Below are 21,058 nucleotides of genomic sequence, written 5' to 3'. Positions count from 1 at the left end.
TACATTTGTGGAGAGTGAGGACGGTTCATGAATCCTAAACCGAATATCGTAGACTTGCCAGTCTACAAACCAGGGAAGCCTATTGAAGATGTTAAAAGAGAGCTTGGCTTAAAGGAAGTTATTAAGCTGGCTTCGAATGAGAATCCTTACGGGGCTTCGCCTAGCGCGAAAGCCGCGATTATCAAGGAACTGGACAATCTGTACCTTTATCCGGACGGGTCAGCTGTTGAATTGACAACTGCGCTGGCTGCTCATCTTGGCGTGAAGAATGACAATATTATTTTTGGCTGTGGCTCTGATGAGATCATTGCGCTGATTACACGTGCGTTCCTCTTGCCTGGCGATGAGACGATCATGGCTGATCAGACCTTCTCTGTCTATAAGAGCAATGCGGACATCGAAAGCGCGATTACAATTGAAGTGCCGCTGATCGACGGAACACATGACCTAGATGGCATTCTGGCCCGTGTTACGGACCGCACCAAGATCATCTGGATCTGCAACCCAAATAACCCTACAGGAACCATTGTAGCGCATGATGCACTGCTTGCCTTCCTGGATGCAGTGCCTGCTCATGTCATGGTTGTGCTCGATGAGGCTTACTGTGAGTACGTTACCGATCTGTCCTATACAGACGGCATCAAGCTGCTCGGCACCTATCCTAACCTTGTAGTGCTGCGTACCTTCTCCAAAATCTACGGATTGGCTGCTCTGCGGATTGGCTACGGTGTTGCCAGCCCATCTATCATTTCGTTGATCAACAAGGTGCGCGAGCCATTCAATACGACCCGAATCTCTCAGGCGGCAGCGCTGGCTGCTCTGCAGGATCAGGACTATGTGCAAGAATGTCGTCGTCTTAACAGTGCGGGCATTGTACAGCTTCAGGGAGAGTTTGAACGCCTTGGTCTGAAATCTTTCCCGGCGCACGGTAATTTCATTATGGTGGATGTGCGTAAACCTGGCCAAGAGATCTTTGATGCGTTACTACGCAAAGGGGTCATTGTCAGAGCAGGTCATCAAGTATATCCAACTTACATTCGTGCTACGGTGGGTTCCACTGAGCAGAATAAAGCCCTGATCTCCGCGCTGGAGGAAGTGTTGTCCGAGCAGGGTGTGCGGGCATAACTTGATACAAGTGAACTGAAATCACAGAAGGCAGGTAGTTCAAAGAACATGACGACAAAAATAGCAATATTCGGTGTCGGTCTGATCGGAGGCTCTCTGGCCCTTTGCTTTAAAGGCAAGGAGGGCCTGACCGTTGTAGGCCATGCCCACCGTCCTGAACTCGCTCAGAAATACATCAGCAGAGGCGTGGTCGACAGTGCCACGCTTTCTGTAGAGGAAGCGGCACTTGATGCCGATTTTATTTTTTTATGTGTACCGGTAGGACTGCTGGAGGAATATCTTATTCAGCTCAGTAAGCTCCCGCTAAAACCAGGCTGCATCATTACAGATGTCGGCAGCACCAAAGCCAGCATCGCCGCATGTGCGCTCACGCTCGATTTGCCGGATGTGCATTTTATCGGTGGGCATCCGATGGCAGGCTCCGAGCGTTCCGGGGTGGAAGCAGCCTCTTCACTCTTGTTCGAGAACGCCTATTATGTACTCACACCTCCACCTGATGTACCGGAGGAGGCTTATCGTTCATTGTCATCTCTGCTTCTACATACGAAAGCACAGATTGTAAGGCTGGACCCCGAGCACCATGACGAGATCGTTGGTGCCATTAGCCACCTGCCGCACATCATAGCTGTGGCGTTGGTGAACCAGATTCATGCTTACGACAATAAGGATTCGCTATATAGCACATTAGCTGCGGGTGGCTTCCGTGATATTACACGGATTGCCTCCAGTGATCCTGTGATTTGGCGTGATATTCTGCTCAATAACCGTTCTGTAATGCTGCGCCTATTGAAGGACTGGAACCAGGAGGTCGATGCTTTTATCGGCTTGCTGGAGGCCGGAGATGGAACGGGGATTGAACAGGCTTTTCACGAAGCGAACAGTTTCCGCAGTCAGCTTCCGGAGCGGCGTAAGGGCATTATCACGCCGTTGTTCGACCTTCATATTGATGTGCCGGACCATCCGGGTATTATCGGACGGATTGCGACCGAACTGGGCGATCAGGGCATCAACCTTAGCAACGTGCAGATTATTGAGAGCCGGGAAGACGTTCCCGGGATCATGCGCCTGTCCTTCCGTCAGGAGACGGACATGGAGCGAGCCAAGATCTTGCTGCAGCAAAGAGACTATACGGTATATGTGTGAAAGCCGGGGCGTAATGCCCCGGTTTTTTTGTGCGTTCAGAGACGAGTGTGTTGACTTTGGTTGTACGAACTTAGGTGTACGAACTCAGGTGTGAGGACAGAAGTGCGCCGACTCTGATGTGTGTAGCTCTAAGCTCTGAAATTCTCCAATGCAGCTTGCAATACAGCCATATGCCATATTGTGCAGATAAATAACAGGAAAAGTTCCAGCTAATTTAGTCTTCTGGGCACTTTTGAAAGTATTAACGGGAAAAACTCCAGCTAATAAGCTGCGGTATTGGCTTTTTTGCCAAACAGGGGATGAATAACTGGAGAAATTCCTGTTAATTGAGGCGAAAAGCAAATATTATCCAAAATAACAGGAGAAAATCCCGTTACTGGATCACAACCCAAAGCCAAACCCAAACCCAAACCCAAACCCAAACCCAAACCCAAACCCAAACCCAAACCGCATTAATTCCAATCCTTACTAAAAATAGACAAAAAAAAGACCGCTTACATTATAAGCGGTTACAGTTCACAAAAAAATTTGGAACCGTGCAGTTTTGGATAGGAGTGGAGAGAAACCATACTGTAGTTACAGTATATTGTATCCGTTTACATTCTGTCAATACTTTATTTGAATAATTTACGCACTGCTGGATATTATTGTTGTCCATCGCCATAAGTTTCGGACCAGTGTTTTATCTTTTTCTGAATAAACTAATCTTTTATCTTTGTTATTTGCATTCTGGGAGGAGAGTATGACACGTTTCTCCCGAGGCCAAGTCTATTAATGTAATCCTGTGTAGATGTGTGGTACAATAGGAAAGTATTTTTAGAGATTGCTAGTTTCGTGATGTCGTCAATGTCCGGTAGCCGGGATTTTTTTTACTGTGCTGCAATAGATACATGCCTTAATATTTGGGTATGTGAATATACATAGAAGTGTTGTTCGTCAGGCAATTCATTTTTTTCAGTACTACCGCAACTTTTCAAGCCCTGCCCGGTAATAATATGTAATGCTCGGGACGGGAAAGACGTGGAAGGCGAGGAGGCCGAAACTCACCATGACGGATTCCCAGTTGATCCAGCAAATCAAGCAAGGAAATACAGAATTATATTCGGAATTGATGCGGCGTTACCAGCGCAAGATTTTGGCGTTTGTGTACCATATGCTGAAGAATTCCCATATGGAGCTCATCGCAGAGGATCTCTGCTCGGAGACCTTTTACAAGGCGTTCCGTAGTCTACATTCCTTTCGAGAAGTAGATGCATCTTTTTCGACCTGGCTATATACGATCGCTCGTAATACGGTGCTTAGTGAACTTCGTAAGAACCGTGCCGGTAACGTATCCCTCGAAGAGAGTGGATATACACCTGTAGCACCACTGGAGGTAGCCCCGGAGCAGGCTGCACTTCGCAAAGAACGGATGAACCTGGTTCGTGAAGCCATTAACAATCTTCCTGAGAAGCAGCGGTCGGCGCTGATTCTGCGTGAATACGACCAGATGGATTATCAGGAAATTGCCGTGATTCTCGATCAGAGTGTCAGCTCCGTGAAATCATTATTGTTCCGTGCCAGGAGCAGTGTGAAGCTCCAACTCGAATCCTATTTCTATGAGCCTGCCTATGATGAGGAGCAGGTTGAGAGGATGTAAGGTCAATGGACTGCAGGGAAGCGCAAGAAAGTATCCCCGCTTTATGGGACGCTCCCCGCAACGCCCCCCAGCGCAAATTACTTGAGAAGCATATCGAGAGTTGTCCTTACTGCGCGGCCGAATGGGCGTTGTGGCAGGAGAGTAGTCAGTTGGTTTTTGAGTTGCAAGAGGAAATTAGCGACGAACGCGCTGAAGCAGTAAATGCAAAGGTTATGGAGCGGATTTACCTGGAAAGTCCTTGGCTTATGCCGGGTGACGGCAAATCAGCAGGGAATTCCATGATTTTCCGCCATCGGATCAGCCTTTGGATTGCCTGTTTTTTGGCGGTGTTCATTTGTAGCTTCCTTTACTTTACGTTGTTCAAGACACCTAGTAATACTATGTCAGCGCAGAGTGGCATTGTGGAGACCGGCATTGCTGGCGTTTCTATGGATTGGCAGTCAACTTATCCTGGAATGACCTCGGAAGGCGGGATCATTGAGCCTTTTGTAGTGAGTATGGGACCTACACACCCGCAATATTGGATGATGCTGTCCATGCTTGGTGTAGGGCTGTCGGTATTCTCGTTGACCCGCTTGAACCGTTATCGTAGACAATGAGAGATCCCTTTACACCTGTAAAGAGGATCTCTTTGTTTTTTTACAACATATTTGATAATTCAAACTGCTCTCTTAAAAAGAAGACTTTTGCTTGTATCCGTGGTACATTAAGAAGCAATACTATGAGGAAGGGTGATTCGGATGCTGCTGGGCTTGGTGCGGCACGGGCTGACAGATTGGAATGCGGCTGGTAGGATACAGGGGCAGAGTGATATTCCGCTGAACGACGAGGGGAAAATGCAGGCAGTCATGTTAGGAGAAAGACTATTGCAGGAGCCTTATCGCTGGGATTATTGCATTACTAGCAGTCTGTCCCGAGCGGCAGAGACCGGAAGTATTGTAGCCGAGAAGCTGGGCATTCCACTGCTCGAAGCAGATGGACGAATCCGGGAACGGGCCTACGGCCAAGTGGAAGGACTGACCTCGGCGGAGCGTGAAGAGAGATGGGGCAAGGAATGGAACACGCTTGAGCTCGGACAGGAGAAGGATGCGCAGCTGCAGGCACGAGCACTTGACTTCATGGAGGACATGTCCGCCCGATATCCGGACAAGAATATCCTGGTCATCTCGCACGGGGGGTTCTTGGCCCAACTGTACATTGCTTTATATAAGGATAAATATGTGGAGCGGATCGGTAACCTGTCACTGACTATTCTCGAGAAAAAAGGTCAGGAATGGAATCCGCTGTTATACAATTGTTCACGTCATATCCTGCAGAACCAGCGTTAACCCGACCATTCGGGTTATTTTTTTTGCGTGAAAAGGAATAAAAAGGGCATTAAATCCCATAATGGTAGTAAAACGGTGAGGCGATAAAACATGAATCTGGCGGATATGCTCACTTACGCAGATATTGGTCAGCTAACCGCCATTGCGGGACGCTACCAGTGCCAATGCAAGCAGAATTCCAAGCATGATTTGATCCAAAGCATCTTGGTTACGCTGGGAAGCCGGGATTTTCTGGAGTCTTATATCGAGGGGAGCAGTCCGGAAGAATTACGTTTCTTGAACACACTGCTCTTCGATGGACGCAGCCACTTCAGTCTTGAGGATCTGCTGGCGGCAGCGAGGCAGGCATCCTTTGATGCTTCTCCAGATAAGCAGGGGAACTATCGGGAACTGGTATCACGCTTCAAGAACGGCGGCTGGCTCTTTAACGGCGCTTCACAACAGACACGGTATTTATACCAGATGCCGGGCGACTTGAAGGCGCGTTTTCGGGAAGCTCTGGGCCGGCACATTCTAGAGAGGGTTGACGGGAGTCCTGAGCCTGAAGGATACCGGAGCGAAGGTGAACTGCTGGAGAGTGACCTGTTGCTGTTCCTGCGTTATATTGGGGAGAACGAGCCGGAGCTAAATCAAGAAGGAGCGCTTTACAAGCGTTACCAGCAGGGGCTGATGAATGCTCTTCATATCCCGGAGCCGCTGCTTAGCAAGGGGGGGTGGAGGTTCGGATATGGAAGGGCCGGCGAACATTATCCGCCCAGATTGGCTCTGCTATATGATTACGCCCGTCATCGTCACTGGATCTCAGAGGCAGGCTTCCGACTAAGATTGACTGCGGCAGGAGTGGCAATGCTGGAAGCCGGAAAATGTGAAGACCTGTTGCAGTTATTCTCCTTTTGGTTAAGACTGTATAAAGGTGCCATACCCAATCTACCCTCACTGGTGTACTGGATCAGTACAAGTGCAGACCGGTGGGTCAGTGTTTCATCACTGGTTAGGGGAGTAGGCTGGCTAGTCAAGCCGTTTTATTATGATGATGCGACTTCCATTATGGAAGGGCGGGTTTTGCGGATGATGGTACATCTGGGAATGCTGAGGCTCGGTGAGAGCTCGGAAGGGCCTGCCGTCATGATGACATCATGGGGAACCCAGGCTGCGGCGCCAAAGAAGCTTTTGCAGTAGAAGAACAGAAGGTCATTAAAAGATCTGAATGGTAGACGAACCTACATACCGCAGCTTCCTGAATCCTTCTCTTTGCAGAAGGAGCATAGCCGGAGGTAGGCACAGACACATTCAACGATGTGGAAGCCATAATGTTGAACGGAGCTGGAATTGGTGAATATGATTTAGTAGGAGCCGGCTTCAATGTAACCGAAATCAAAAGAAGGCCCGAAAACACGGAATCTCTTAAACAGCGGAGGTGTATCGAATGGACAAAATGAAGGCTACCTATGAAGTGATGCTTGGACTTGCAGCAGAAATGGTGTGGGACGAAGCGCTGCGAAAGCGGCGTACCGACATCTTGTACCGGGAGATCGACACGGCGCTGGCTGCGGGGGACGAGACTGCTTTCCGGAATCTGACCGCAGAGCTGAAAAACCTGGCTTAAGGATCTTATACATTTTCAGGACCCGCAAAGTACCTGAGAAAAATCAAGGCATCAGCCTCACGTAGTGGGGCTGTTTTGGGATATCAGGACATAAGGTGCTTAAATAGGCCGGATGTCCTGATATTTATGTTGACGTGACTTTTACGGATTCAAAGGTAGACGATCATCTCGCGCGTTCACTATAATAGGACCTGTATATTTCTGACTTGGCTCTATATTATCAACAAAGGAGAGGAACGAGATGAAATTTAGTGATTTTGATCCCGCAGCCTGGAAAGAGAATGGAAAATTCTATGATACTTGTCTGATTCCTTTCACGGGTTTGCAGGGTACAGAGAGCCCTGTTGAGACAGCTGCCGCGCTTGAAAGACTGCGTGATTTTATGGACATAGTTGAGATTCCATTTCGTGGCCGAATTGTGACCTATCCCGCTTTGCAGTACATGGGGGCCGGATATAAGGGATTAATTAATGAGCTTTGTCATAAAGTCAAATCCAGTGGCTTCCAGTATGCAGTAGTGCTGACTGTGGATGTGAACCTGTCTGGGCATGAGATTATTGAAAGCGATTTAGTGCTGGCCCTGCCTAATATTGAAGTGCCTCAAGGGGGACGTCTAAATACCATCGTGGGGGACAGAATTCAGGAAATGTGGCAGAAATAAAAGAGGGTTAAATGTGACGAAAAATCAACAATTTATGAATTTATGCCCTTTTCGGCTTGTCACAAAATAGACAATATTCTTGACGGGTTTTGGAGCCTGGGCTATGATTAGGTTGAACTTATGTGACATGTGATCTTATTCATTGAAATCGGATTTAGCAATAAAGAAACAAAATAACTGAAGCGCTTTTATTTCCAAATGGGCACCCATATTCGGTCCAGCCTCTTAATCTTACGGCGATATACATTTTCTTATATATTGAAAGAGGGGGTTATATTGCAATATGAGCAGCTATAATGAGCAACAGGAGACCTGGCCCGACCAACCACCCAGCCGTAAAGAGATGTCACGCAGGCAATTTTTAACGTACACGCTCGGCGGTGCCACTGCTTTTATGGGAGTGGGTGCGATTCTCCCCATGATCCGCTTTGCTGCGGACCCGATACTACATAAGAAAGGCGCAGGGGAGTTCATCAAAGTTGTGGAAACCGGAAAAATTACCGATGAACCACAGGAATTTACATTTGAGCTTCAGCAGCAAGACGGATGGTATGCCAGTACAGCTACGCTGACGGCCTGGATCCGTAAAGATGAGAGCGGAGAAATTTATGCGCTTTCACCAATTTGTAAACATCTGGGATGTACGATTGGCTGGAACAATAACAAGACGCACCCGGATGAATATCATTGCCCTTGTCACGGTGCTCGTTATACCAAGCTGGGCAAGAATCTGGCGGTGGCACCGAAACCTTTGGATCAATACAAGACGAAAATTGATAACGGCTGGGTGTATCTCGGAGACATTATACCGAATACCGTAGCTAACAAGGAGGCGTAGATTCCGATGTTTAAAAATGTCTATAACTGGATTGATGAACGTTTGGATATTACGCCGATCTGGAGAGATGTGGCTGACCATGAAGTTCCCGAACACGTCAATCCGGCGCATCATTTCTCGGCGTTCGTATACTGTTTTGGCGGACTTACGTTCTTCATCACGGTGATTCAAATTCTCTCTGGGATGTTCCTCACCATGTACTACGTACCCGATATCATTAATGCTTATGCCAGTGTGGAATACTTACAGACAAAGGTTGCATTCGGAAAAATTGTACGCGGGATGCACCACTGGGGCGCAAGTCTCGTTATCGTTATGATGTTCCTTCATACGATGCGTGTATTCTTTACCGGCTCTTACAAAGCCCCGCGCGAAATGAACTGGATCGTGGGCATGCTGATCTTCTTCGTCATGTTAGGTCTGGGTTTGACTGGTTATTTGCTGCCTTGGGACAACAAAGCGTATTTCGCCACCAAGGTTACGCTGGAGATTGCCAACTCGGTTCCAGTGATGGGACCTGTGCTTAAGGAATTGATGCAGGGAGGTACGATCGTCGGCGCGGAAACGCTGACCCGCTTCTTTGCACTGCATGTATTCTTCCTTCCGGCGGTATTGCTTATTCTGCTTGTAGGACACTTTATCATGATCCGCAGACAGGGTATCTCCGGTCCGCTATAAGACAAGTACTGGATCGTGGCTTAACGGTGCTGGTGATGCGGGGCAACACTTATAAGGAGGAGTACAGATGGCACACGGAGATAACTCCAAAGAAAAGGTCGTGTATGTCGGCGATTCCCGTGTACGCAGGGGGAGCGGATTCATTACGCCGCCTGACTATACAGCTTATCCCGGTAAATCGGAAGCTTTTATCCCTAACTTTCTATTAAAAGAGTGGATGGTCGGCGTAGTAGTTCTAGTCGGTATTCTAGTGCTAACCATTTCCGAGCCAGCGCCGCTGGGCTTTCCTGCAAATGCAAGCGCGACAGTCATTCCCATCCCTGACTGGTACTTCCTTTTTCTCTATCAATACTTGAAATTGCCTTATGCTTCGGGGGATTACATCGTCCTCGGTACCCTGGGTGTTACGGGCGTAGCGTTCGGCTCACTGCTTTTAGCTCCATTCCTGGATACAGGCCGAGAGCGCCGCTTCTATCGTCGTCCGATCGCCTCTTCGTTGATGTTCCTGTCCCTGGCGGCCATAGTCTACCTGACTAACACCGCCTGGACGGAATACAAGCATGAGATGGCGGAAACGGGTCAAATCCCGGAAGATGTTCAGCGTGAGGAAAAAGCAGCGGAGAACCGGGCCAAGGGCTTGCCTACGTCCAGTGCAGTCAAGGCTAAGGAGATTGCAATTGTGGACAAGGATGACCCGGCCATGGCGCTTTTCAAGCAGGCGACCTGTATCTCCTGTCATGCTACCGATTTGAAAGGCGCAGCAGGTCCTTCTCTCCGTGGGGTGGGAGACACTCACGACAAGGAAGCGATTCTTAAAATCATTAAAGAGGGCCAGGGGCAGATGCCATCTATGCTGGACGCTGCAACGGGTGCAGGCCTATCAGATAAGGATATTGAGGATCTGGCCGGATGGCTTGCGAAACAAAAAAGTCAACAGTAAAATAGAGTTAACGCAAACCTGATCGTGCATGCGGTCAGGTTTTTGCATGAATATAAGGGTTTATATGTTTCAAGTTATAAATCAGCCTTATATTTCTCGCTGAAACGGGTACCGTCCATTAGAGGATGGAAAAGCCGTTTCTGCTTGGTCTTGCATAAAGTGTCGTCGGGAGGTTAATAGTCAGAATGTCGCAACATTGGGTTGAGAAACTGTTTAAACACCGGGGAATTCTTTGGCTCTTATTCATTGTGAACCTACTCGGTACGATTTATGGGTATATGTGGTACGGCAACCAGCTCGCATACACAGCGGACCACTATCCGCTTTGGCTGCTCCCAATGGTGCCTGACAGCCCAACGGCTAGCCTCTTCTTTACCGTAGCACTCCTGCTGCTGTTGTTTCCGCCGAAAAGCCTAAACGGGAATATTGTTCGCGGCATTATTGAAGCGCTTGCGGTGGTCACTTCTGTGAAATACGGGATCTGGGCGGTCAGCGTTATTTTTGCCGGGGGATATCTTGGGAATGCCCTGACCTGGCAGGATTGGATGTTAGTCATTTCTCATACAGGGATGGCTGTGGAGGCTTTGTTATATGCGAGATTCTTCTCGTATCGAAAAATGCTGCCTCTGGCCCTGATCTACACACTGTTCAACGATACGGTAGATTATTCCTATGGCGTTTTCCCTTGGTTGCCAGCGGTGCTTACAGATCATGTGCAGCAAGTGATGTATTTTACCTTCGCGCTCACGATCTTTAGTACAGCTGCCGCTTGGGTGTTTCATGGTAGGAAAAACCGACTCTGAGGGAGCTCTAACGAGGCGTCATTTCCTTCATTGCATCTGTTCTATCCCTTGTCCTGCTGCCATACATTTAGGGTAGGAGGGATGTCTCATGCCGCGCAGAAGGTATAGTTTGTTGATTGGCCTGATACTCTGCTGGCTGGTGACCGGGCTGTATGGAGCGACGGGAGCCGCAGCCTTTGGTACCGGAGCGGATCATTCGGGTAGCGGTACAGTGCAGAACGTTCCAGGAATGCCTGATGACGGTTCGGCTGTGCTTGGAGCAAGGAGCGATGCACAGCAGCTGGAACAGGCAGCTGAAGCGCTGTACGGCTATGTGGTGGATGGTAATGTTGCCAAGGTCCGGCAGCTGACCGAGGAAATCTCGCGAATTTTTGTGTCCTCTTCCTTTGAAGGGCTAACCTCGGTGGAAGGCATCAATGCACTGTCGGCTGTAATTATAGACCTGAAGTCTGCCATTGCCGGGGTGAAAATCTCCCCTGAACGCTGGGAGTCTGCTGCCGCGAAACTGCGGCTGGCGGCTAACAGCCTGAATCATCCCCGCCAGCCGATGTGGCTTCATTACTACAAGCTGCTGCGTGAGGATTTAAACGCGATGGAGCAGAGTGCGTCTGCTAGTGATTTGACGGCTTGGAAAACGGCGCTGGAGCGGCTGCAGGGCAGGTATGACAATATCCGTCCGGCGGTGCTGATCTCGCGTCAGCCTGAGGTCGTGAATGCCTTAGATTCCTGGCTGTCTTACGCAGCCGGTGTGCCATCCCAGAGCCAAAAGCCGGAACGTGCCCGGCTTATGGAGATCATCTCATACGGCCAGGAGGCGGTCCGGGTGATGTTTGGCAAGGAAAAGGATGAGCCTGCCCTGTCGCTCCCGCTGGCGCCGAAGGAATACGGGGCCTGGGGACTGCTGGCAGCCGGATTTATTATTGCCGCCCTTGTCTATGTCGCTTACCGCAAATACCGCGGCCAGAATGAGGAATGGAAGCCGGTTTAGGGTGGCTTGAGGACTGAAAACCGATATAGAGTGGTGGTCCTGAGGATCGGTCGCCGATAAAGAGTGACAATGTGAGTATTGGGGCTCATGTAGAGCGACAACGTAAGAGATGGGAGTCTGTATAGAGCGACAACGTAAGGGATAGGAGCCTATATAGAGCGACAATGTAAGGGATGGAAGTCGGTAAAAGGGCATTCCCTGAGAGCTGGAAGTCGATTTAGAGAGGGACAACCTGAAGATTGGAAATTGATACACTGTGCCCCTAAGGGGGCGGGTAGTCCTTCGACAAGGTTCAGTGGTGGAATTGAACCAGGGGAATGAAGGGGATCGGCGAGGCACGCCGGTCTCTTTTTGTGTTGATTACTAGAGTGAGGAGGGGTTTGGAAAGGTTTCTATTCTAAGGTGAGTCATTTCTGGACGGGCTGTGGAGTGGATAGGAAACTAAGTGTGATCCTGCTTGTACGCGGGCAGTGGAGCTGCTGAAGAAACTAAGTGCAATCTTGACTAGACTGAGCTGTGGGGGAGTGGAAGAACTAGGCGCAATCCTGCTTGGATTGAGCAGTGGTGGCAGCGGGACAACTGAGTGCAATCCTGTGTGGACTGAGCTGTGGGGGCAATTTGTGAACTAAGTGCAATTTTGTACCTTAATTTGTTGGAAATATAGTTTTAGAGGAATTTAGTGGCAAAAATGTATGTTAAATATTGCGATAACGCCTGTAACAGGCAATCTCGAGGTAATTAAGGTACAGAAATGCACCTAATCACTGGAATGATACGATGGAGAGAAAGTTAAGGTACAATATTGCACTTATTTACGATAGCCGATGCTTTCAGCACCGCGGAATGGCTGGATTACTAAAAAGCCGCTGGTCTGGTTGCTTTTCGCAACCGAACCGCGACTTTTTGTTTGTTTTATCAGGTGGCTGCAATTAGTTAAGTCTCACGGAACCCTTCACCCTGCACATCATGGACATCGTTGATAATGACAAAGGCGCGCGGATCAACGGACTTGACCAATTGACTGAGCCTGCGGATCTCTTGGCGGGATACCACGCAGTACACCATGTATTTGGCTTGTTTGGAATAGGCGCCGATGGCGGGAATCAAGGTTACGCCACGCTCCAGCTCCTCGCTAATGAGATCGGCGATCTTTGGGGCCTCGTCGCTGATGATGGTGAAGGCTTTGGCGGCATAGGCGCCTTCTTGTATGAAATCAATGACCCGGGAGGAAATGAATACGGCCACGAGGGTATACAAAATCTTTTCCCGCGAAATGTACAACAGTGAAGCACCAATAATGACGACATCACTGGTAAGGATAACCTGTCCCATGCTCCAGCCGAATTTGCGTCCGATGATCCGTGCAACGATATCGACGCCGCCGGTGGTCCCTCCGAAGCGGAATACGATACCCAGGCCAAGGCCGAGGGTCACCCCTGCATATAATGAAGCGAGAATAAAATCATGCTCTGTGCTAAACGGGTTGATCCAGCCCAGATCTATCATTTTTTCGAACAACCATAGGAAAACAGTCAGAGAACCAATACCGACTCCGGTATAGACGATCTGGCGCCCGCCGAGCACCTTCCAGCCCATTAAAAAGAGCGGCAGATTAATCAGTAGTGTAGTCAGAAAGATCGGAATGTGAAGCGCGTAGTTTAGCAGGATGGTGATCCCTGTAACACCGCCCTCCATCAGTTGGTTCGGAATGATAAAATACAGTAGTCCGAAGGCATAGATGGCGCTTCCCAGCATGATTGGCGCTACTGTTTTTGTAATCGCAAACAATTTGGATGAATTCATATAATCCCTCGTTAGGCCTCTATAGGGCATTTTTCTGGACTTTTACTTGTCTTTAATAAGTATGCCTTTTTTATCTGATACTTAAAATTCCTTAAAAAAGATTTGTCTTCAAAACGTCTTTACGATAACATAGGGGCAAACAATAGGCAAGATGCAACAGGGGGCGAAGGAACATTTTATGGAAAAAAGTCTGAATGAAATTCAGCGTGAAGTAGATGCATATATCTCGCAGTTTAAGGAAGGTTACTTCAGCCCGCTGGCGATGTTGGCCCGAATGTCCGAGGAAGTCGGCGAACTGGCCCGCGAGGTGAACCATCAATTCGGCGAAAAGCCGAAGAAGGCGGATGAAGCGGACAATTCTATCGAGCTAGAGCTCGGGGACATCTTGTTTATCACCATTTGTTTTGCCAATTCACTTGGCATTGATCTCACAGAGGCTCATGACAAGGTCATGCACAAGTTCAATACGCGTGATGCCGACCGTTGGACCAAGAAAAACACCGATTAGGCAAATGTATCATATGCTGTACCAAACGACCGGCACTTGAAGCCGTGAGGATGGTGCATATATGAGTAATACTGATTATATCAAAGATGCTTACCGTGCCATTTTGCGCAGTGATTTTGCGGAGGCCGTATCCTGCTTCGAGAAGGCGATTAACGCCAGCCCTTGCGATGCGGAGGTTCGATACCGTTGTTCCATTACTTATGCGCGTAGTGGCAAATTGGATAAAGCGGTCGAGCACGCCCTTGTCGCAGTGAAGCTGGACGGCAGCAAGCCGGAATATAATCTCCACCTGCAGCATTTGCAGGCAATGAGGCTTGTCAACGAAGCCAAACGATTGCTGGAAGATGAAGAGGCAGGTACTCTCAACCCGTATCACCCCATTACATTATTAAAAGAAGCGGTCACGCTGGATCCTTTATATGGTGACGCTTATGTATGGCTGGCCATTGCGCATAGCCGGATGAATGAGCATGTACAGGCGATCTCCGCCTTGAAAGAAGTTATTTCCTTGCATCCGGATGATGCCGGACTACGGCAATTGATGAAGGACCTACAGAAATCATTGCAGACTTATATGCAATAACTACAGAACCAGCGAAAGCGAGGATGAATTTGATATGAGCGGTAAGAAAATCAGAGTAATTGTAGCAGGTGCAGGCGGAAGAATGGGTAAGGAGGTATTGAAGCTGGTTCTTCAGGATGAAGAACTGGAACTGGCTGCTGCGGTAGACCGGTCCTCAGCTGAAAGCGATGCAGGCCGCCTGGCTGGCTTGGAGGAAGCTGGCATCGTAGTGGTGAGTGACTTGGAGACTGCGCTTGCCAGTAGCAACGCGGATGTGCTTGTAGACTTTACGAACCCGAAAGCAGCCTATCCGCATACCGCGCTGGCTGTTAAATATGGGGTTCGTCCTGTGATTGGTACAACCGGTTTTACTCCGGAACAAATCGCCGAGCTGGACAAGCAGTGTAAGGATCAGGGTATCGGTGGTTTGATCGCGCCAAACTTCTCTATTGGAGCTATTTTGCTCATGAAATTTGCTGCGCAGGCCTCCAAGTACTTCCCTAACCTGGAGATTATCGAGTACCATGGAGACCAGAAGCTGGATGCACCATCCGGTACTGCCATCAAGACTGCAGAGATGATCTCTGAAGTAAGACAGGAGCTTCGTCAGGGTAATCCGCTGGAAGAAGAGACAATTGAAGGCTCTCGCGGCGGCTACTATAACGGCTTCCGTATTCACAGCGTTCGTCTGCCGGGCATTTTCGCCCAGGAAGAAGTGATATTCGGCGATTTCGGGCAATCCCTGAAGATCCGTCATGATTCCTATGAACGTGCGGGTTATATGCCAGGAGTCAAGATCGGGATCCAGAAGGTAATGGAATATACAGGAATGATCTACGGATTTGAGCATTTTATAGATTAGACGGGAGAGAGTACACCATGATGAGAATCGCATTTATTGCGCATGACCGCAAAAAGGATGAGATGGTTAACTTTGTGACGGCGTATGAGCATGTTTTTAAAGGGCATGAATTATTTTCAACGGGAACTACCGGACAGCGGATTATGGATGTCACAGAGCTAGTCATTCACCGCTACATGAGTGGACCTCTCGGAGGAGATCAGCAAATCGGGTCCATGGTGGCTCAGGATGAACTGGATCTCATTATTTTCTTGCGCGACCCGCTGATGGCGCAGCCGCATGAGCCGGATATTACGGCGCTACTCCGTCTGTGTGACGTATACGGCATACCAGTGGCTACGAATATCGCAACTGCGGAAATTCTAGTCAAGGCGATTGACCGGGGGGATTTTGCCTGGCGTGAGCTGGTACATAAATATAAACCGGGGGTAGACGAATGAAGCTGGATATTCTCATATTCGGCGCTCATGCAGACGATGCTGAAATCGGTATGGGGGGAACGATTGCCAAGCATACAGCTGCAGGCCTGAAGGTAGGTCTGTGTGATTTGACGGCCGCTGAGATGTCCTCCAACGGTACAGTTGAGCTTCGCAAGACCGAAGCGCAGCGTGCGGCTGACGTGCTTGGCGTCACCGTCCGGAGTAATCTGGGGCTGCCTGACAGAGGTCTTCATATTGCTGAAGAACACGTGGCTGCGGTTACCGCTGAGATTCGCAAGTACGCGCCTGATATTGTATTCGCGCCGTACTGGGAAGACCGCCATCCTGATCATATTGCCTGTTCCAAGCTTGTTGAGGAAGCGGTTTTTAACGCCAAGCTGCGTAAATATATGCCGGACAAGCCAGCGGTTGCCGCGCCGCAGCTGTATTTTTACTTCATCAATGATCTGGGCCGGACGGATTTGATCGTCGATGTAACAGAACAATACGGAGTGAAGGAGCAGGCGCTATCCTGCTACCGCTCCCAGTTCACCAAGCCAGAAGGAGAGGACGCAGTGTCCACTCCTCTGACGGAAGGTTATATCGAGCGTGTCCGGTCGAGAGACATGCTGCTTGGACAGCGCAGACTCATTCCTTATGCGGAAGGGTTTGCGGCAAAAGTTCCTTATGCTGTGGAAATGTTCACTGCCGGGAATGGTTCGCAGCAGTCATCGTGACGAGGCGCGACAGGGCACTTCAAAGGGATTTGCCGCCATCTTATAATGAAAGTGATTTATATTGGCGGCAATACCAGAAGTTCTTTCCTGAAGAAATTCGGCTTAAAGCTGGGGATCTTCCGTCCGAGGAATGGTGGGAATGGGACAAGGGAAGTATTCATATAGATCGTATGCCGGTGACAAGCTCCAAACTGAAGATCATTTCAGTTCATGGAGCAGGCGGTAATGGCAGGATGCTTGCGCCCTATGCCAAAATGCTGCAGAACAGCGGATACGAAGTGGTGTCACCCGACCTGCCTCCTTACGGACTAAGCCGTGCGCATTCTCTTCATTCTATTGACTACCAGCTCTGGATCCAGCTGATCTCGGATTTGATTGACCGGGAGCTGGAGCGGGATGAACGACCTATTGTTCTGCTCGGCAGCAGCATTGGCGGTATGCTGTCATATCATGCGGCTGCACACAATAAAAAAGTAAAAGGCCTGATAGCAACGACATTTGTTGACACCAGCCGGAGTGAGGTTCGTGATCAGCTGGCTCCTAACAAGTTGATCAGCCGATTCGGCAAATTGATGTTGGACTCATTTCCAATGGTATTGGATTCCTTGAAAATATCTGTGAACCATGTTTCACGCATGCATTTCATTTCTAATAATAGCGAGTTAAACCAACTAATTATGAATGATTCAGGGGCGGCAGGCACTAAGGTTCCATTACGCCTGTTACGAACCTTTCTGGATATGAAGCTGTCCGTTAGACCTGAGCATTTTGAGGTCTGTCCGGTCCTATTGGTTCATCCACAGGAGGATCGAATGACGCCGATTTCACTTAGCGAACCCTTTTATAATAAACTTAGGGTTAGTAAAAAATGTGTGATTTTGGAGGGGGCCGGGCATTTCCCGCTCGAATCTCCAGGCATGCAGCAAATGAAAGATGCGGTGCTTGCTTTCTTGCAAGCATTAGAAAATGAGTAAACAACTCAACTTTATATAAGAAGTTACCAAACATTAGACAAGAAGGGGACGGAAAGATGGACCGGTTGTTAAAGATAGGCATTACTTGTTATCCGTCTCTGGGCGGCTCGGGCGTAGTGGCAACTGAACTGGGCAAGCTGCTGGCTGAAAAAGGCCATGAGGTCCACTTTATTACCCACAGTATCCCGTTCCGGCTCGGAACGTTTCAGAAAAATATATTTTACCATGAGGTTGAGGTCAACGATTATTATGTGTTCCGTTACCCGCCTTATGATCTGGCACTAGCTAATAAGATGGCACAGGTTGCTAAAATGCAAAATCTGGATATTCTGCATGTCCATTACGCGGTTCCGCATGCGGTTTGTGCGTTTCTCGCCAAGCAGATGCTGAACAATGATATGAAGGTTGTAACGACTCTGCATGGTACGGATATTACGGTTCTGGGTCAGGATGAGTCGCTGAAGGATTTGATCCGGCTCGGCATTAACGAAAGTGATGCGGTCACCGCCGTGTCGCAGGACTTGATAAAAGAAACGCGTAAGGTCCTTGACATCACACGCGATATTGATCTTACTTACAATTTTGTAGACAAGCGTGTCTACTATCCGCGGGATGTAACGGATTTGCGCGGCGATTTTGCCAAACCTGATGAGAAAATCCTCATGCACATCTCTAACTTCCGTCCAGTCAAACGTGTCGGAGATGTAGTGGATGTATTCGCCCGGGTCAGCCAGAAGATTCCTTCCAAGCTCCTGCTGGTCGGCGAAGGGCCGGATCTTCCGAAGATTCAGGCTAAAATCAGTGAGATGGGTCTTGAAGACAAGGTTCGTTTCCTCGGGAAGCAGGATGAAATTGCTCAAGTGATCTCTTTGGCTGATTTGTTGCTTCTTCCTTCTGAGAAGGAGAGCTTTGGTCTTGTCGCGCTGGAGGCGATGGCCTGCGGTGTTCCGACCATTGGTTCTCAGGCTGGGGGCATACCGGAATTGATTCAGCATGGCAAAACAGGCTTTTTGGCCCCGATCGGCGACACGAAGACGATGGCAGAATATGCCGTTAAGCTGTTGTCCAATGAGGTCATGATTGAGGAATTCAGAGCAGCCTGTCTGCATCGGGCCTGTGAGGATTTCTGCAATAATACGATCACGGATCAATATGAATCCATTTATTACCGGGTACTTGACCGCAAGGTGCCGGAACTGGGTTATGGTTCGGGAGTTAGGAGCTTCTAATGGAATGGAAGATGGCGCCTGCCGGCATGGCGGAAGCTGCAGAGAATGTGATAGACAAGCTGATGGAGAACGGCCATGAGGCATTTTGGGTCGGGGGCTGTGTCCGCGATGAGCTGATGGGCCGTCCGGTCCATGATATGGATATCACCACTTCGGCGCTCCCGCAGGAAGTGGTGGCGCTTTTTCCGCGGACAGTCCCTACTGGACTTCAGCATGGAACCGTAACTGTTCTTGAGGACGGTCATGCCTATGAGGTGACGACCTACCGGACAGAAAGCGGCTATGCCGATCATCGCCGTCCGGAACAGGTGGTTTTTGTCCGGGATGTAAAGGAAGACTTAAGACGCCGCGACTTTACGATGAATGCCATCTGCTGTGGAGCAGATGGTGTGCTGACGGATCCTTTTGGCGGTGCGGAGGATGTGAGCCGCCGGACCGTGAGATGTGTAGGGGATGCGGAGGAGCGCTTTGCAGAAGATGCGCTGCGGATGCTGCGCTGCGTGCGTTTCGCGTCCGTGCTGGATTTCTCCGTCGCCAAGAACACGTGGCGCGGGCTGCTGCGCCAGCGGGATAAGCTGGCGCATATTGCTGTGGAGCGGCTCCGCGCAGAGCTGGAGCGTATCGTGGAGGGGCCGCATCCCCTGCGCGGCCTTGGCATGCTGGCGCGCAGCGGACTATTGCCGCGCGGCAAGGCCCCGTTCCCCTGGACCGATGCCGATCTGGCGGCAGCCGCCGCCCTGACGGCCGGGATCGGGGAACTTGAGGGCGCCCATCTGCGGTGGGCGCTGCTCCTGCATGCCCTAGGCGTGTCGGCCATGGAGGCCGATACGCTGCTGCGGGCATGGACGTTCCCCGGGACGACGCGTACCGCCGTCGCCCGTGTGCTGCGGGTCCGCGAAGCCTGGACCGCAGCCCTTGAAGCAGCGCCCGCGGGGGACCCGGGCGCTGTGGAGGCCCTGCGGCGGCAATGGATCGCCGCCGTGCTGGCCCATGGCAGCGCCGCCGCCGAAGGCTGGCTGGCGCTGCTGGAGGCGCTCCCTGCAGCAGCGGGGAGCGCACCGGGCGGCGGTGCAGCGCACGCCGCCCTCCTTGTGGCAGCGCCTGCGGATGCTGCCACAGCCGCTGGCCTTCCCCGTACTGGGGAAGGCCAGGGCTTCCCGGCCATCGCGCGCCAGTGGATGGCGCAGATGCCGGTGCAGGCACTTGCCGGTCTCGCGGTGACCGGCAACGATCTGGCCGCGGCCTTGGAACAACGGCCGGGGCCATGGGTAGGGAGGCTGCTGCAAGACCTTCTTCAGGGGGCAGCAACCGGTGACCTGCGTAATCAACCAGAAGAATTGTTACTGGAAGCAAAAAGGATGGTAGGACATGAGCAACATTGAATTGTTATCGTTGTCCGGATTACAACAGGAAGCTTCGGCTTCCCGTTGGGGCGGACATGTACATATGCTGACGACTGTAGGGTCAACCCAGGAGGAAGCCAAGCGGCTCGCCGAGAACGGTGCTCCCGAAGGCACTACCGTCATTGCAGAGGAACAGACGGGGGGCAGAGGCCGGCAAGGAAGAAAATGGCATTCTCCGTTCGGTAAGGGCATCTGGATGAGTGTGGTGCTTCGGCCGAGTCTTCCGCTGTTGTCTACCCCGCAGCTCACGCTGATGGCGGGCGTAGCGGTCTGCCGGGCTATTCGGCGCGTGTCTGGAGTGGATGTCGGAATCAAATGGCCGAATGATCTACTCGCCGGAGACCGTAAAATATGCGGGATTCTGCTGGAGTCATCCTGTTATGAGAATGAGCTGGCCTATTGCATTGCCGGTATTGGCATTTCCGTTAATCTTGCGGAAGAGGATTACCCGGATTTTCTGAACGGAGTGGGTACCTCGCTGCTGATTGAACGGGGAGGGGCTTCTGTTGACCGTTCGGTTCTGGCCGGAGCCGTACTGACCGAGCTGGATAGTCTGTATGCCTTTTATTTGGAGCACGGTTTTTCCCCGGTTGCTCGTCTATGGGAAGCCATGTCGGTGACGCTGGGCCGTCAAGTGGCCCGAAATACTCCACAAGGGCGAATGGAGGGTCTTGCGACAGGTCTGGATGATAATGGCGGCTTATTGCTGATGGACCGATCGGGACAAATTCACAGCGTATCCTCTGGTGAAATCGAGCTTATTTGAGACTTTGTACCATGACTTGTCACATTTTTTTCGTGTATTTGCGGCA

General features: G+C 50.3%; 24 protein-coding genes. 22 read left to right on the top strand and 2 right to left on the bottom strand.

Going from position 1 to position 21,058, the window contains the following annotated elements:
- The first annotated feature begins 27 nt into the window (after positions 1 to 27).
- Both hisC and HPT30_RS23210 read left to right on the top strand, forming a co-directional pair.
- Entirely contained in the window at positions 28 to 1,125 is a 1,098-nt protein-coding gene (hisC, locus tag HPT30_RS23215) for a histidinol-phosphate transaminase (RefSeq protein WP_175373684.1), read from the top strand.
- A 48-nt stretch (positions 1,126 to 1,173) separates the two neighbouring features.
- Positions 1,174 to 2,268 (top strand): prephenate dehydrogenase, encoded by a 1,095-nt coding sequence (locus HPT30_RS23210; protein WP_175373683.1) that lies wholly within the window; start codon positions 1,174 to 1,176, stop codon positions 2,266 to 2,268.
- A gap of 260 nt (positions 2,269 to 2,528) precedes the next feature.
- On the opposite strand, the gene HPT30_RS23205 is transcribed toward HPT30_RS23210, so the two are convergent.
- Positions 2,529 to 2,714, bottom strand: a complete 186-nt coding sequence (locus tag HPT30_RS23205; protein ID WP_175373682.1) for a hypothetical protein — start codon at positions 2,712 to 2,714, stop codon at positions 2,529 to 2,531.
- 602 nt (positions 2,715 to 3,316) lie between these two features.
- On the opposite strand from HPT30_RS23205, the gene HPT30_RS23200 reads away from it, so the two are divergent.
- From HPT30_RS23200 to HPT30_RS23150, 11 genes are all read left to right on the top strand, one after another.
- Positions 3,317 to 3,907 (top strand): RNA polymerase sigma factor, encoded by a 591-nt coding sequence (locus HPT30_RS23200; protein WP_066363226.1) that lies wholly within the window; start codon positions 3,317 to 3,319, stop codon positions 3,905 to 3,907.
- 5 nt (positions 3,908 to 3,912) lie between these two features.
- Positions 3,913 to 4,506, top strand: coding sequence for an anti-sigma factor family protein (locus HPT30_RS23195; protein ID WP_175373681.1), 594 nt, complete (start codon positions 3,913 to 3,915; stop codon positions 4,504 to 4,506).
- A gap of 141 nt (positions 4,507 to 4,647) precedes the next feature.
- Positions 4,648 to 5,235 carry a histidine phosphatase family protein gene (locus HPT30_RS23190; RefSeq protein ID WP_175373680.1) on the top strand — a complete coding sequence of 196 codons (588 nt, stop codon included), beginning with the start codon at positions 4,648 to 4,650 and terminating at the stop codon, positions 5,233 to 5,235.
- Between the two features lie 90 nt (positions 5,236 to 5,325).
- Positions 5,326 to 6,414: a hypothetical protein gene (locus HPT30_RS23185; protein WP_175373679.1), complete on the top strand. Its 1,089-nt coding sequence runs from the start codon at positions 5,326 to 5,328 to the stop codon at positions 6,412 to 6,414.
- Between the two features lie 247 nt (positions 6,415 to 6,661).
- A complete protein-coding gene (locus tag HPT30_RS23180; protein ID WP_066363216.1) occupies positions 6,662 to 6,841 on the top strand; it encodes an IDEAL domain-containing protein in 180 nt (59 codons plus the stop codon).
- 241 nt (positions 6,842 to 7,082) lie between these two features.
- Entirely contained in the window at positions 7,083 to 7,502 is a 420-nt protein-coding gene (locus HPT30_RS23175) for a DUF2487 family protein (RefSeq protein WP_175373678.1), read from the top strand.
- A 283-nt stretch (positions 7,503 to 7,785) separates the two neighbouring features.
- Positions 7,786 to 8,340, top strand: a complete 555-nt coding sequence (locus HPT30_RS23170) for a Rieske (2Fe-2S) protein (RefSeq protein ID WP_175373677.1) — start codon at positions 7,786 to 7,788, stop codon at positions 8,338 to 8,340.
- Between the two features lie 6 nt (positions 8,341 to 8,346).
- Positions 8,347 to 9,018, top strand: a complete 672-nt coding sequence (qcrB, locus tag HPT30_RS23165) for a menaquinol-cytochrome c reductase cytochrome b subunit (RefSeq protein ID WP_175373676.1) — start codon at positions 8,347 to 8,349, stop codon at positions 9,016 to 9,018.
- A gap of 67 nt (positions 9,019 to 9,085) precedes the next feature.
- Positions 9,086 to 9,958 carry a menaquinol-cytochrome c reductase cytochrome b/c subunit gene (locus tag HPT30_RS23160; protein ID WP_175373675.1) on the top strand — a complete coding sequence of 291 codons (873 nt, stop codon included), beginning with the start codon at positions 9,086 to 9,088 and terminating at the stop codon, positions 9,956 to 9,958.
- Between the two features lie 185 nt (positions 9,959 to 10,143).
- Positions 10,144 to 10,761 (top strand): DUF1405 domain-containing protein, encoded by a 618-nt coding sequence (locus HPT30_RS23155; protein ID WP_175373674.1) that lies wholly within the window; start codon positions 10,144 to 10,146, stop codon positions 10,759 to 10,761.
- 88 nt (positions 10,762 to 10,849) lie between these two features.
- Positions 10,850 to 11,749 (top strand): sporulation protein YpjB, encoded by a 900-nt coding sequence (locus tag HPT30_RS23150; protein WP_175373673.1) that lies wholly within the window; start codon positions 10,850 to 10,852, stop codon positions 11,747 to 11,749.
- Positions 11,750 to 12,682: 933 nt separating this feature from the next.
- On the opposite strand, the gene HPT30_RS23145 is transcribed toward HPT30_RS23150, so the two are convergent.
- On the bottom strand, positions 12,683 to 13,552 hold the full coding sequence (locus HPT30_RS23145) for a YitT family protein (RefSeq protein WP_175373672.1): 870 nt from the start codon (positions 13,550 to 13,552) through the stop codon (positions 12,683 to 12,685).
- A 178-nt stretch (positions 13,553 to 13,730) separates the two neighbouring features.
- On the opposite strand from HPT30_RS23145, the gene HPT30_RS23140 reads away from it, so the two are divergent.
- From HPT30_RS23140 to HPT30_RS23100, 9 genes are all read left to right on the top strand, one after another.
- Positions 13,731 to 14,060, top strand: a complete 330-nt coding sequence (locus HPT30_RS23140) for a nucleotide pyrophosphohydrolase (RefSeq protein ID WP_066363194.1) — start codon at positions 13,731 to 13,733, stop codon at positions 14,058 to 14,060.
- Between the two features lie 61 nt (positions 14,061 to 14,121).
- Positions 14,122 to 14,643: a tetratricopeptide repeat protein gene (locus HPT30_RS23135; protein WP_175373671.1), complete on the top strand. Its 522-nt coding sequence runs from the start codon at positions 14,122 to 14,124 to the stop codon at positions 14,641 to 14,643.
- 34 nt (positions 14,644 to 14,677) lie between these two features.
- Positions 14,678 to 15,484 (top strand): 4-hydroxy-tetrahydrodipicolinate reductase, encoded by an 807-nt coding sequence (gene dapB, locus HPT30_RS23130; protein WP_175373670.1) that lies wholly within the window; start codon positions 14,678 to 14,680, stop codon positions 15,482 to 15,484.
- A gap of 17 nt (positions 15,485 to 15,501) precedes the next feature.
- Positions 15,502 to 15,924, top strand: a complete 423-nt coding sequence (gene mgsA, locus HPT30_RS23125; protein ID WP_066363183.1) for a methylglyoxal synthase — start codon at positions 15,502 to 15,504, stop codon at positions 15,922 to 15,924.
- Complete coding sequence (gene bshB1 / locus HPT30_RS23120; RefSeq protein ID WP_175373669.1) at positions 15,921 to 16,640, top strand: bacillithiol biosynthesis deacetylase BshB1; 720 nt, start codon at positions 15,921 to 15,923, stop codon at positions 16,638 to 16,640. The genes mgsA and bshB1 overlap by 4 nt, the downstream gene beginning before the upstream one ends.
- 29 nt (positions 16,641 to 16,669) lie before the next feature.
- Positions 16,670 to 17,614, top strand: coding sequence for an alpha/beta hydrolase (locus HPT30_RS23115; RefSeq protein WP_217622497.1), 945 nt, complete (start codon positions 16,670 to 16,672; stop codon positions 17,612 to 17,614).
- A 56-nt stretch (positions 17,615 to 17,670) separates the two neighbouring features.
- Positions 17,671 to 18,843, top strand: a complete 1,173-nt coding sequence (gene bshA, locus HPT30_RS23110; RefSeq protein ID WP_175373667.1) for an N-acetyl-alpha-D-glucosaminyl L-malate synthase BshA — start codon at positions 17,671 to 17,673, stop codon at positions 18,841 to 18,843.
- Positions 18,843 to 20,225, top strand: a complete 1,383-nt coding sequence (locus HPT30_RS23105; RefSeq protein ID WP_175373666.1) for a CCA tRNA nucleotidyltransferase — start codon at positions 18,843 to 18,845, stop codon at positions 20,223 to 20,225. Before bshA ends, HPT30_RS23105 begins: the two co-directional genes overlap by 1 nt.
- Positions 20,212 to 21,012 (top strand): biotin--[acetyl-CoA-carboxylase] ligase, encoded by an 801-nt coding sequence (locus HPT30_RS23100; RefSeq protein WP_175373665.1) that lies wholly within the window; start codon positions 20,212 to 20,214, stop codon positions 21,010 to 21,012. Before HPT30_RS23105 ends, HPT30_RS23100 begins: the two co-directional genes overlap by 14 nt.
- Positions 21,013 to 21,058 lie beyond the last annotated feature (46 nt).

Origin of the sequence: Paenibacillus agri (genome assembly GCF_013359945.1) — a bacterium.
GTDB classification, from domain to species: Bacteria; Bacillota; Bacilli; order Paenibacillales; family Paenibacillaceae; genus Paenibacillus_AQ; species Paenibacillus_AQ agri.
Note: the sequence above shows the minus strand (reverse complement) of the source record. Positions and strands in the feature narration are given on the sequence as shown.

Excerpts from the sequence above, each read along its gene's own strand:
- bshB1 (WP_175373669.1), top strand. The coding sequence starts at position 15,921 with ATGAAGCTGGATATTCTCATATTCGGCGCTCATGCAGACGATGCTGAA.
- HPT30_RS23145 (WP_175373672.1), bottom strand. The coding sequence starts at position 13,552 with ATGAATTCATCCAAATTGTTTGCGATTACAAAAACAGTAGCGCCAATC.
- HPT30_RS23195 (WP_175373681.1), top strand. The coding sequence starts at position 3,913 with ATGGACTGCAGGGAAGCGCAAGAAAGTATCCCCGCTTTATGGGACGCT.
- HPT30_RS23160 (WP_175373675.1), top strand. The coding sequence starts at position 9,086 with ATGGCACACGGAGATAACTCCAAAGAAAAGGTCGTGTATGTCGGCGAT.
- HPT30_RS23155 (WP_175373674.1), top strand. The coding sequence starts at position 10,144 with ATGTCGCAACATTGGGTTGAGAAACTGTTTAAACACCGGGGAATTCTT.
- HPT30_RS23135 (WP_175373671.1), top strand. The coding sequence starts at position 14,122 with ATGAGTAATACTGATTATATCAAAGATGCTTACCGTGCCATTTTGCGC.
- HPT30_RS23180 (WP_066363216.1), top strand. The coding sequence starts at position 6,662 with ATGGACAAAATGAAGGCTACCTATGAAGTGATGCTTGGACTTGCAGCA.
- HPT30_RS23150 (WP_175373673.1), top strand. The coding sequence starts at position 10,850 with ATGCCGCGCAGAAGGTATAGTTTGTTGATTGGCCTGATACTCTGCTGG.
- HPT30_RS23105 (WP_175373666.1), top strand. The coding sequence starts at position 18,843 with ATGGAATGGAAGATGGCGCCTGCCGGCATGGCGGAAGCTGCAGAGAAT.
- HPT30_RS23210 (WP_175373683.1), top strand. The coding sequence starts at position 1,174 with ATGACGACAAAAATAGCAATATTCGGTGTCGGTCTGATCGGAGGCTCT.
- HPT30_RS23175 (WP_175373678.1), top strand. The coding sequence starts at position 7,083 with ATGAAATTTAGTGATTTTGATCCCGCAGCCTGGAAAGAGAATGGAAAA.
- dapB (WP_175373670.1), top strand. The coding sequence starts at position 14,678 with ATGAGCGGTAAGAAAATCAGAGTAATTGTAGCAGGTGCAGGCGGAAGA.
- HPT30_RS23190 (WP_175373680.1), top strand. The coding sequence starts at position 4,648 with ATGCTGCTGGGCTTGGTGCGGCACGGGCTGACAGATTGGAATGCGGCT.
- qcrB (WP_175373676.1), top strand. The coding sequence starts at position 8,347 with ATGTTTAAAAATGTCTATAACTGGATTGATGAACGTTTGGATATTACG.
- HPT30_RS23100 (WP_175373665.1), top strand. The coding sequence starts at position 20,212 with ATGAGCAACATTGAATTGTTATCGTTGTCCGGATTACAACAGGAAGCT.
- HPT30_RS23200 (WP_066363226.1), top strand. The coding sequence starts at position 3,317 with ATGACGGATTCCCAGTTGATCCAGCAAATCAAGCAAGGAAATACAGAA.
- bshA (WP_175373667.1), top strand. The coding sequence starts at position 17,671 with ATGGACCGGTTGTTAAAGATAGGCATTACTTGTTATCCGTCTCTGGGC.
- HPT30_RS23170 (WP_175373677.1), top strand. The coding sequence starts at position 7,786 with ATGAGCAGCTATAATGAGCAACAGGAGACCTGGCCCGACCAACCACCC.
- hisC (WP_175373684.1), top strand. The coding sequence starts at position 28 with ATGAATCCTAAACCGAATATCGTAGACTTGCCAGTCTACAAACCAGGG.
- HPT30_RS23185 (WP_175373679.1), top strand. The coding sequence starts at position 5,326 with ATGAATCTGGCGGATATGCTCACTTACGCAGATATTGGTCAGCTAACC.
- mgsA (WP_066363183.1), top strand. The coding sequence starts at position 15,502 with ATGATGAGAATCGCATTTATTGCGCATGACCGCAAAAAGGATGAGATG.
- HPT30_RS23140 (WP_066363194.1), top strand. The coding sequence starts at position 13,731 with ATGGAAAAAAGTCTGAATGAAATTCAGCGTGAAGTAGATGCATATATC.